7 protein-coding genes and 1 pseudogene are annotated in these 10,482 nt (G+C 43.2%); 3 read left to right on the plus strand and 5 right to left on the minus strand.

The features are described 5' to 3' along the window. The 5 genes and pseudogenes from PN457_RS17215 to PN457_RS17235 all read right to left on the minus strand — a co-directional run. Positions 1-119, minus strand: a 119-nt coding sequence (locus PN457_RS17215; protein ID WP_271734775.1) for a helix-turn-helix domain-containing protein, incomplete at its 3' end; no start/stop codon positions are given. Between the two features lie 236 nt (positions 120-355). Next, the gene (locus PN457_RS17220) at positions 356-2,503 is read right to left on the minus strand and encodes a TolC family protein (RefSeq protein ID WP_271734776.1); all 2,148 of its coding nucleotides are present in this window, start codon (positions 2,501-2,503) and stop codon (positions 356-358) included. Between the two features lie 98 nt (positions 2,504-2,601). Next, positions 2,602-4,167 (minus strand): circadian clock protein KaiC, encoded by a 1,566-nt coding sequence (kaiC, locus tag PN457_RS17225; protein ID WP_271734778.1) that lies wholly within the window; start codon positions 4,165-4,167, stop codon positions 2,602-2,604. An 89-nt stretch (positions 4,168-4,256) separates the two neighbouring features. Further along, entirely contained in the window at positions 4,257-4,568 is a 312-nt protein-coding gene (kaiB, locus tag PN457_RS17230; RefSeq protein WP_271734779.1) for a circadian clock protein KaiB, read from the minus strand. Then, positions 4,565-4,927, minus strand: a pseudogene (locus PN457_RS17235) (KaiA family protein); the annotation flags it as partial. The gene kaiB and the pseudogene PN457_RS17235, both read right to left, overlap by 4 nt. A gap of 566 nt (positions 4,928-5,493) precedes the next feature. On the opposite strand from PN457_RS17235, the gene PN457_RS17240 reads away from it, so the two are divergent. From PN457_RS17240 to PN457_RS17250, 3 genes are all read left to right on the plus strand, one after another. Further along, entirely contained in the window at positions 5,494-5,649 is a 156-nt protein-coding gene (locus PN457_RS17240) for a hypothetical protein (protein ID WP_271734780.1), read from the plus strand. A gap of 595 nt (positions 5,650-6,244) precedes the next feature. Beyond that, the gene (locus PN457_RS17245) at positions 6,245-9,880 is read left to right on the plus strand and encodes an ATP-binding response regulator (RefSeq protein WP_271734781.1); all 3,636 of its coding nucleotides are present in this window, start codon (positions 6,245-6,247) and stop codon (positions 9,878-9,880) included. A 61-nt stretch (positions 9,881-9,941) separates the two neighbouring features. Then, positions 9,942-10,481 (plus strand): putative toxin-antitoxin system toxin component, PIN family, encoded by a 540-nt coding sequence (locus PN457_RS17250; RefSeq protein ID WP_271734782.1) that lies wholly within the window; start codon positions 9,942-9,944, stop codon positions 10,479-10,481. The last annotated feature ends 1 nt before the right edge of the window (position 10,482 follow it).

The following is a 10,482-nucleotide window of genomic DNA, read 5'->3' on the forward strand; positions in this document are numbered from 1 at the left end:
ACCTGTTGACAAAGTGCTAAACCTTGATTCCAAGCGTGTCTGGCTACTCCTGCGTGTTGCGCCAGTAGTAGTCGTTGTTGCTTGTTAACTTTGAGTTGAGTTTTGAATCCTAGTAGCATACAGTAATTTTACTGCAATTTTCTCACAAAGCGAAAAGATGACAGGAAGTTTTGAGTAAATGTGAGTATTTCTTAGTATTAGTTAAGAAAACAGGAACTAGCTACTAAACCTTTTGATGTTGTCACCATGGCCACTTAGGAATTTGCTACTATTGCGGGTCAATGATAGCGGAGGAACAGCCCCCAGATTTATTCAGGGGGCAAAAAAGCAATATCCCACAGGTTTTTTATTGAATTTACTCAGCTAAAGCCCTGCTGGTAACTGCTCGTTGTAACTGAGCCAAGGCGCGATTGTAATCTAAAATAGCTGTAATTCGATTACCTTCAGCTCTTGTTAAGTCGTTTTCGGAGTTAATCACATCAGTTTGAGTACCTACACCGGCTTGGAATCGCAACCGAGCCAAACGCAGAGCCTCTCTAGCCTGTTCTAAAGCAGCATTAGCAGTTTGGACATTTTCTAAACTAGCTCGCTGGGTAGAAAAAGCTTGTTCAACCTGGAAGCGGATTTGGTTGCGCTGTTCACTAAATTGAGTTTCTGCGATCGCCACATTAGTTTTTGCTTGAGCAGCGCTAGCTTTGGCGGCTCCACCATCGTACAAATTCAAACTAGCCCTAACTCCCACAGAGTAACCATCAGTAAGGCTAACACCATCATCGAATTGATCTAGCAGGTTATAACTAGCAATGAAGCGCACTTGAGGACCTAGGGATGCAAGTGCTTCTCGCTGCTGTTGTTCACTGATGTTACGTTGTGCCAATTGCTGTTGAAGTTCTGGGCGATTTTGAAACGCTAACACAATGCTAGTTTCTAAGTCTCGGTTCCACAGACCAGCCAATTGCACAGGATCAGCCGCACTCAGATTTATCGATTGTGGCACACTCAGGCGAGTCGCGAGAATCCGACGAGCAATTTCTTGCTGGGAGCGAGCATTAGTCAGTTCTTGCTGGGAGTTAGCCAGGTTAACTTGGGATTGCAAAACATCAAATCGTGTACCCACCCCAGCCCTTTCTAAAGCTTGTGCATCTCGTAAACTGGCCTGGGAATTTTCCACAGCAGATTGGGCGATGCGTACTCGTTCATCTGCTTGTTGCAAATTGTAGTATTCCGTAGCCACATTCAAGCGAATTTCTTCCGATTGGCGTTCTACAGCCAACTCACTGAACTTTAACCGCTCTTCGGCCTGTTTAATGGTAGCTTGCCGTCTCCCAGAGGTAAACAGGTCATAGCTCAGTTGGGCTTCTCCTCTAAAAGAGGATATAGTTTCCGCTCCTGGCTGAGGTATACCTGTTTGTTGCTCTGCTTGATTGATCGCCCGCTGTTGGTCAGCAGACCGGCCGCGATTGACATCAGCACTAAGACCCAGATTGGGCAACAAAGCAGCTTGCTCCTGGCGTAGGGCGGCTTGATCCCGTTCTAGCTCCAGTAGAGACACCTGTAAATCTCGATTGTTGCGCCTTGCTAGTTCTAAGGCCTGTGCCAAGGTAATGGGCTGATTAGTTTCCAGTCTTACTTCCTCTGGTTTAGTCGGAAATTGCAGAGGGTTGGGACTAGGAGTTAGGTAATCAGGAATTTCCACGCTATTCGTAGGGGTAAATTCCACCTTTTCCACCGGTGTGATATTTTCCCCCGTGGTTACAGGTGCCACATACTCAGTTCCTGGTGAGGGAAAAGTTAATATCCCCGCAGTATTGACCAATCCTGAGTTGGTGTTGCTAGCAGATGAATAACTCCCAGCTATCAAGTTCCTAGTTCTTGAGGGAGGGAGACAGCCACTAATAGCTGAACAACCATGTACCCCCACTAATTTTGTTGCTCTTGCGCCGGTGACCGCAGTCGGTAGAATTGTCGATAAATGAGTTTGCTGTTGTTTACCGGTCGCTGTTGGTTGCTGTAAAGCCGACAGGGTAAAACTGACTGGCTGGGTAGAAGTTCTGGGTGGGACCACAGTCGCCACAACAGTTTGATTTAATTTATTCCCTGAAGTACCGACTTGAGTTGGTTGTTGATGGTTTTGAAAATGGGCAAAATTCTGCCCATGTGTGACACCGACTTTACCTTCATCTTTTTGAGAGGGCTGATGTTCTACAGGTGTCCCAGTCTTTTTGCTCAAGCTGGCTGGATTATTCTTACTACTTGAAGACTGTAATTGCAGTCTAGTTAACTCAGATTCTGGTACTACATCTGGAAAAACATCCGCATTAGTATCACGCATTTGGGTATTAATATTGTCTCCCAGCCAGGTTTGACTGTCAGGAAAGGTCAAGACCCCTGCAGAAGAGACAATTGGTGTACCGCTCACTGTCGTCGCCAAAGCAGTTTGGGTTGTTAATACTGCTGCTGTGACGCCAGGTAAGAAACTATAAAATAAATATTGTCCTTTCACCGCATCCCCTCACACGAAAATCAATACTAGGGGCAGAAAACCCGTCTTATGAGCCGAATATAGCACGATCCTTAATTTCAGTATGGATTACCACGACTCTAAATTGGGGAGTCGGAACTCGGTTTGTTGTCAAAACGTTGCACTATGCGAGATAGTTCCGCCTTTTCATCGATACTAACCCGGGTAGGCGCACCACTAATAATTCGTTCGTAGTTACGGAAAGAATCTTTAATTTCCGGACCATCAGCAGTAATATTGTACTCACGGATACCTTTATCGTGCCAGGAACCCCGCATTTTAAACACATTAATCGCCCGTGACATTTCACCCCGAATCTCTACGTACTGCAACATCAAAATCGTATCAGTAATTGTGGAAATATGGGAGTCTGTGATGGAATGTGATCCCAGAAATTGGTCAGTTGTGTTGGTAAAAAAACCGGTGATTTCTTCTTGTTTCGCATAACCAGTCACACCAATGACAAACTGGCGAAAGGCATTATTGCTGACTCCTCTGGCTAATGCTGACAGGGAGTCAATGGCAATGCGAGATGGCTTAAACATAGCAATTTCTGATTTAATAATTTGCAAGTGGTCTTCTAAACCAGTTGATTCAGGATAAGTACAAATTATTTTCAGTAAACCTTGACGTTCTAAGTCTTCAAAGTCAATTCCCCAAGAGTAAGCATTACGAGACAGTTGGGCGCGCGATTCTTCATAAGCAAATAATATTGCCTGCTCACCATTGATGCAGCCATCTTGCAAAAATTTACTCACCAATAAAGTTTTACCAGTTCCGGTGGCTCCCGTTGCCAAAATAATAGAATCTTTAAAGAAACCACCCCCACACATTTTATCTAGGGTTTCGACTCCCGAGGATACTCTGATATTAGAGGAGCGCTGGGTTAAGCGCATGGCTCCCAAGGGAAAAATATTAATTCCTCCATTGGTAATTGTAAAGGGATATTCCCCTTTCATATGAGTTGTACCACGCAATTTGAGAATTTCAATTGTGCGGCGCCGCCGTTCTCCTTCTAAAACGTTACGCACAATTACTACATTGTCGGAAACAAATTCTTCTACTCCAAATGAAGCAACAGAACCGTATTCTTCACTACGTTCAGTAGTAATTATAGTTGTGACGTGTAGTTGCTTGAGACGGGCCACAAGACGGAAAATCTCTCGCCGCACTACTCCCATGGCTTCATACTGCTGAAATACGGCTGTGATGGAGTCAATTGATACTCTTTGGGCTTTGTATTTGCGAATTGCATATTGCAAACGCTCAATCAGGGCTGAAAGGTCAAAGTTACCTACAATATCTTGACCTTCGGGATCCGGTGAAGCATCCAGAATAAATAACTTACCTTCGTCAATTAGCTGTTGTAAATTCCAACCGAAAATTTCCGCATTTTTAATAATGTCACCGGGGGATTCTTCAAAGGTTACAAATACACCCCCTTGATCAAATCGGGTAATACCGTTATAGAGAAATTGCAGTGATAATAAGGTTTTACCTGTGCCAGATGTACCACTAACTAAAGTAGTTCTACCAACGGGTAAACCTCCGTGGCTAATGTCATCAAAGCCCTCTATCATCGTGCGAATCTTTTCTACCCCAACCAAGGGGTTGTTGTTTGGCGTTGCTTGGTCTTTTTCGCTCATTGCTTACTAGGATATGGGTTTTATACCCGCTTTTTATATTAGTAAAATTGGTGATTTGTTAGAAAATTTGTATGATGAACCCTTGTTTATTATTCCCAATATTCTTCGCCCAGTTCTTCATAAAGTAAGTCTAATCCAATCAATACCCTTTCTCTGTCTGATAAGTCACCAATGATTTTGCGCACCGGTGGAGGTAAAATTTTAGATAATGTTGGGGTGGCTAAGATTTTATCTTCTTCGGCTAGCTGGGGGTTCTTTAGGACATCAATTACTTTTAAGGCATATACACCTTGAAATTCTTGCTCTAAAATGTTTTTAAGGATTTTTAAGGCTCGAACTGAGTTGGGTGTGTTTCCAGCTACATAAAGCTTGAGAACATAGGTTTTTTTGGATTGATTCATCTGACAAATTTACTCTCTTTAGAGATTGAACATCTATAATGTTCACACAGGTGAGCGAGGATATCTATTAGTGCTAGGCGATAATCAAGTAATATTTCGTCGCTCCTTCCTTCTAGCTTTAGTTGTGTGGAAAAGTCTTCAATTAATTCCATATGAAATTCAAGGATTTGTGGCACAGGAATATTAGCACAAAATACTGCATTGATAAATTTATCGATTTGTTCTTTCAGAGTTTTGTCTGGGGTGAAGTAATTGAGAAGAATATGGCGGTAATCTGATTTTAGTTGTTGTAACAATACCTGCCGATCAACTTGAGTCATCTGCTGAAAGAAGTGCTGTGGTTTGTGCTTCTGACATGGAAATACATCAAAATGTTTATTAGTAAAATTTTTATTAAGATATTCTCACCATCACCTCAGTAGGTAGTAGATTTTAACAGTGGTAGTAGTTCTACTCTGGGGGCGAAGTAGTTAGTCTGTGGTGTCATAGTTCCAAGGCCTAATCTGCCTGCTCAACTCGACTTGAATGGGTAGTTGAGCCGGATGATCTAATTTTTGGCAGTGGAAAAATCAATATGAGTAGTAATATCATCTATATACTGATATATCCGTATACTGATATATAATCTTGGGAATATCTATGTTAGATGTGAATCACACCTCTAAACTTCTAAGTTGATGTCTAGTTGTGTATTCAAGTGGCGATTTCTCTTTGAGAGAAGGACTCATATCAACATCATATCAACCTCAGGTTGTTGCACCAGATACACTGTAGTCAGTGCTGGGGCTTCATAGTTTATTGATGAAGCCTAGTAGTTTTTCCATCAAGATACATGAATTAGTTGAGCATAGACTTATGTATATTTCCTCATGTATGGATACAGTAGTTTTACTATAATCTCCGTGTCGTGGTTGCCGGCAAATTTATGAACAAAGACCAGAATCTGGCGGTCGTGGGCGGACATATTGGGGAAATTGATTCCCTTTTACCCTTTGGCGGTGAGACAAGTAGTACTGATGCATTTCCCTGTATGCTTGTAACTCCTGTTACTCCGGTAATGTTAGTGACCAAAACGGTTTAAGATGACTAACTATGCAAACTAGACTTCCTCAACCCCTGTAAGGATGTTTAAGAGTTTGCATAAGGGAGCAGAGAAATGGCGGGAGCATTACAAGGTATGTCTTGAAAACTGTCCCTGAAAGCCAGTCAATAAAGACTAAATCCCTGGTGAGATGAGGCATTTATCTATCTCCCCGCCTTGGAGGTGGGGGTTCTGACTCCCTGTAATAGATACTTAAATTAACTCAAAGTATCTTCACATTCTAAATCATTATAATTCCTCAAGGTTTATTAGCGAATCTTTGGCCTGATAATTGTTTTAGTTGTCACTATTGCAGAGGAGTTTGAACACCAGTAGGAAACTGACAAGGATATTCACCGAAAACTAAGATTGGCCAGGACAACGAGTCAATCCCATAAGTCTTGTCTTTTAACAACCTCGTCGTGAGTACAGGCGAACGGCTTTCCCCCTTGTCTCAATGGCATTGAAGCTGTAAAAAGAATCCGTGAAATGATTCTTCTGAATATTATTGCTTTGCCGCTCTAATACTTTTTGCCGAAGTGCCGATGGTGAAGCGGCAAGCTTACACAAAGAAGAATGACCCCTAAGGTTCCTTATGTCAATGTTACAGTACCCGCTTTATGACTTTCTCGCAACCGTACCCAGCTGCTTAGAAACAAGTACTCTGGCTATGGTGCTGGAGATTTTTGAGCAAGAGCAGTGCGATCGCTTGGTAGTAGTAAATCAGCAACAATACCCCTTAGGATTGGTGCAGTCTGCCCGCTTAACACAAAAATTATTGGCAGTATGGGGTGGAAATCAAGTTTTGGACTTGCAGCAGCCATTGTCAAGGTGGGATCAAGCCATAATCGAGCCTCTCAAGACATTACCAGCAACTTATTGTGTAGAGCAATTAGATCTGCTTTGGCGTTACCAAAGGAGCCGAAACAACAATAACTTAGATTGGGCACTGATTGATAAAGAAGGCAAATTTCTAGGGCTGCTGAATAGCTCACGAGTGTTAAGAGCATTAACTCAAGAAAAATTGGCTTTTGATTCTAGTAGCAGCCACTGCTCACCTTCGGGGAAGAGAACGCCTAAAAACAGTTCCCCAGATAATGCTAACACCTCCAACAAGATCAGCAAAACTCACTGGCGAACTGATAAGTCACCACGGGGGCGAACTACTGGGAGAATCGCTGAATGCCAAGCTGGGCTGCCGCGATTGCTACCAGCACTGCGGGATTGCTTACGTGGAGAAGCCATAGCCAGATCGCGGCTGAGAAATCAATATCAACCGGCACAAAAATCACTAGTGCAGCTATTAGAAATACTGCCTTGGCCGTTAATGCTGCAAACTCGAACAGGTGAAATAGTAGCGCAAAATCCGGCTTGGTGGGAGCAATTAGGAGTATTGAAAGATCCCGAAGGGATTCGCGAACAAGTCGAAGCAATACTAGCCTCCCAGGAGAGGAAAACGGCTTCAGAATACGCTAAAGCTAGCAGATTTTATTCTCAAGGGAATAATCATCCTAGGGAATCTCATTCAACAGAACAGACCTTGATGTCAGCGAATGAACCTCTGCCACAGGGGGGATATTCCCCACCACCCAGACATAGCCTACACGATAGCGTTCGCGGAGCATCTGCTAGAGAAGAAGATAAAAGTAAGCAGTCAACCCCCAAAAAGAGTAAATCCAATCACTGTTTTTTGGATAGTCAGATGGGTACTTGCACCTGTGTTGTGGAAGTGCACAATGGTAGCGAGCGAATTTGGCAGTTTGCCAAAATTACCTTAGATAGTCACAAATCAGAACTTCTCTCCCAAGAACTGAATCTGCCAGAATTGAACTGTAGGCAAACTGAGGCTACTCCCAAGACTCAAGGAAGTAATGACCTATGTTTAGTATTAGCTACTGATGTCACCGAACAGCAGCAGATATATAAAGAACTAGCAGCCAAAAATGCCGACCTGATTCAATTAAATCGATTAAAAGATGAGTTTTTAGCTTGTATTAGTCATGAACTGAAGACTCCCCTAACTGCGGTTTTAGGACTATCAAGGTTACTGGTAGATCAGCAGTTGGGTGAACTCAACGAGCGCCAAGCCCGTTATGCAGGACTGATTCATCAAAGCGGACGACATTTGATGAGTGTAGTTAATGACATTTTAGATTTGACCCGCATGGAAACCGGACAGATGGATTTAGCCCTTGTCCCGGTGAAAATTCGTGCAGTGTGCGATCGCGCCATCACAGAAGCAAAAGCGATTCACACTCAAACCACCAAAGCTACCGCCACCCCAACAGCCAATTCCATACCTGAATTAGCCATCTCGATTGAACCAGATTTAGACGAGATAGTAGCGGATGAATTGCGCTTGCGGCAGATGTTAGTACACCTACTTTCCAACGCCTTTAAGTTCACAGAAAACTCCGGGGAAATTGGTTTGCGCGTCAGTCGTTGGGAAGGCTGGATTGCCTTTACTATCTGGGATACAGGTATTGGCATTCCCGAACATCAGCAACATTTAATCTTCCAAAAATTCCAACAACTAGAAAATCCCCTGACGCGCCAATTTGAAGGTACTGGTCTGGGGCTGGTTTTAACCAGGGCTTTAGCTCGTCTTCACGGAGGTGACGTGAGCTTCTTATCTCGTGAAGGCAAAGGTAGCCAATTTACACTACTACTCCCACCTAGTCCGCCCACAACAGGCTTGAGTGAAGCAGAGACAGGAATCAAAGAACATAGCCAGATCAAAACTCCTGAAACACAAGGATTGAGCAGCTTGGGAGTGAGGGGTCACGCCGTTTCCCCAGGGTCGCGCAGAGAAATCTCAGCACGCCAGCGCGTGGCGACAACTACCCAACATCCACCCGCCAGCTCACAACGGTTAGTGCTAGTAGTGGAAGCAGTAGCTCGATATATCGAAGATTTGACCGATAAGCTGAAAGTTTTAGGTTATCGTGTCGTCATCGCTCGCTCAGGAACAGAAGCAGTAGAAAAAGCCCGCCGCTTGCAACCGAAAGCGATCTTCTTAAACCCCTTATTACCCTTACTGTCAGGTTGGGATGTTCTGACTCTATTGAAATCTGATGCTGCAATTAGGGATATTCCCGTAATAGTCACAGCCACTGGCGCGGAAAAAGAGCAAGTATTTGCCCATGGGGCGGATGGTTTCCTTAACTTACCAGTTCAGCATGAGGCCTTAGTACCACTGTTAGAAAACTTGTGTACTCAACCAGCAATGAGAAATTCACAGTTAAATAATCATCCAATCACCCCGATCACAAGTCCACTGAGAATTCTCAGGTTGGTAGAACAGAATTTAGAATCAATTAACCCCCACCCTTCACTGCGAGAACATCGGGTGATAGAAGTAGATGATTTAGATCAAGCTGAACTCTTGGCACAGGTTTGGCAGTTTGATGTCATTTTACTGGATGTCGAAGGTGCCTTGGCACAAACTTACCTACAAGAGTTAGCTCAACATCCCATACTGGCTAATATTCCACTGGTGACTTGTGATGTGGCGACTACCCTAGCTGCTTCCCAGATACCTGGTTTGTCGGTGTTTCCTTACTTGAGATCATTGTCCCAAGAAAAAGAAAACGGTGATTATACCACAGATCCCTTGTTATCTGTGTTACAAATTGCATCTGGTATCTGCTGCCCACCCAGTATCCTGGTGGTAGATTTAACCATGCTGGACTATGGCCTGAGGGTTCAGCCAGACGCTGATCAGGGTGATCAAACAGTCGCAAAACATTCACCCAATAACCAGGGTAACCATAGCTTGCATGGTTTAGCTATACGGGGATCTGAGTGGTTTCAAGCTTTAATCCAGTACTTACAAACGGCTGGTTTAAAAGCCTCAATGGGGCGTTACTGGGCAGAAGTCATACAACAAATTCGCCACCAAAGCGTTGACTTACTGCTGATTTGCTTAGGAGATTCTTCTGTTCCTCAAGAGGTGCTAAAAGAGTTAAAAGCATTAGCCGACTTACCTTTCAAGCCGCCAATTTTGATCATTGACCAGCGATTCAGTCACACGCCTACTGATTCTCTAACTGAAAAAACTTGCAAGAGCTTGGTTACAGCCGAAAACTTCACGAGTGAATTAGCTCAGTTTGTGGTTCGCATAGTGTCTGGAAAAGAAGACATCGCCCCGGAGATTTTGCCTCGTTCCATATCAATGGAAGACTTATTGGCTGAAATTAATCAAGCCTTGGGTTTAAAAGCAGACCATTAATAATAATCACAAACAAACAGCGAAAAACCAGACACAAGACAGTATGCAACAAAACTAAAAAATGACAATACCTTATCAAATTATACTAGATACCAACGTACTTCTAGCTGGTTTACGCTCTAGTCGTGGCGCATCCTACAAGCTGTTAAGCATACTCAACGATACTCGCTGGCGATTAAATATTTCTACCACATTAATCTTCGAGTACGAAGAAATACTTAAAAGACAAAAAGACCAGTTAACCCTAAACAATCAAGATATTGATAATATTATAGAAGCCCTTTGTGCCATATCTAACCAATGTAATATTTTTTATCTATGGCGACCAATTGCACGCGACCCAGACGATGATTTTTTAATAGACTTAGCGATGGAATGCCAAGCCGAGTTTATTATCACTTACAATCAAAAAGATTTACAAGCAGCAGAGAAATTTGGCATTAGAGTATTAACTCCTAAAGAATTCTGGCTCTACCGTACTTGTTATGCTAATTTAACAACTGGTTCGAGGGAACAGGGAACAGGGAACAGGGAACAGAGATTAAGAAGGAATATTCAGGCATTTTCTTCAATAACCAACATTATTTCCCTTATACGGTAAG

The sequence above is a fragment of the Anabaenopsis arnoldii genome (assembly GCF_028331025.1).
Lineage (GTDB): Bacteria > Cyanobacteriota > Cyanobacteriia > Cyanobacteriales > Nostocaceae > Anabaenopsis > Anabaenopsis arnoldii.

Coding starts and splice junctions, on each gene's coding strand:
- kaiC (WP_271734778.1), bottom strand. CDS start 4,167: ATGAGCGAAAAAGACCAAGCAACGCCAAACAACAACCCCTTGGTTGGG.
- kaiB (WP_271734779.1), bottom strand. CDS start 4,568: ATGAATCAATCCAAAAAAACCTATGTTCTCAAGCTTTATGTAGCTGGA.
- PN457_RS17240 (WP_271734780.1), top strand. CDS start 5,494: ATGAACAAAGACCAGAATCTGGCGGTCGTGGGCGGACATATTGGGGAA.
- PN457_RS17245 (WP_271734781.1), top strand. CDS start 6,245: ATGTCAATGTTACAGTACCCGCTTTATGACTTTCTCGCAACCGTACCC.
- PN457_RS17250 (WP_271734782.1), top strand. CDS start 9,942: ATGACAATACCTTATCAAATTATACTAGATACCAACGTACTTCTAGCT.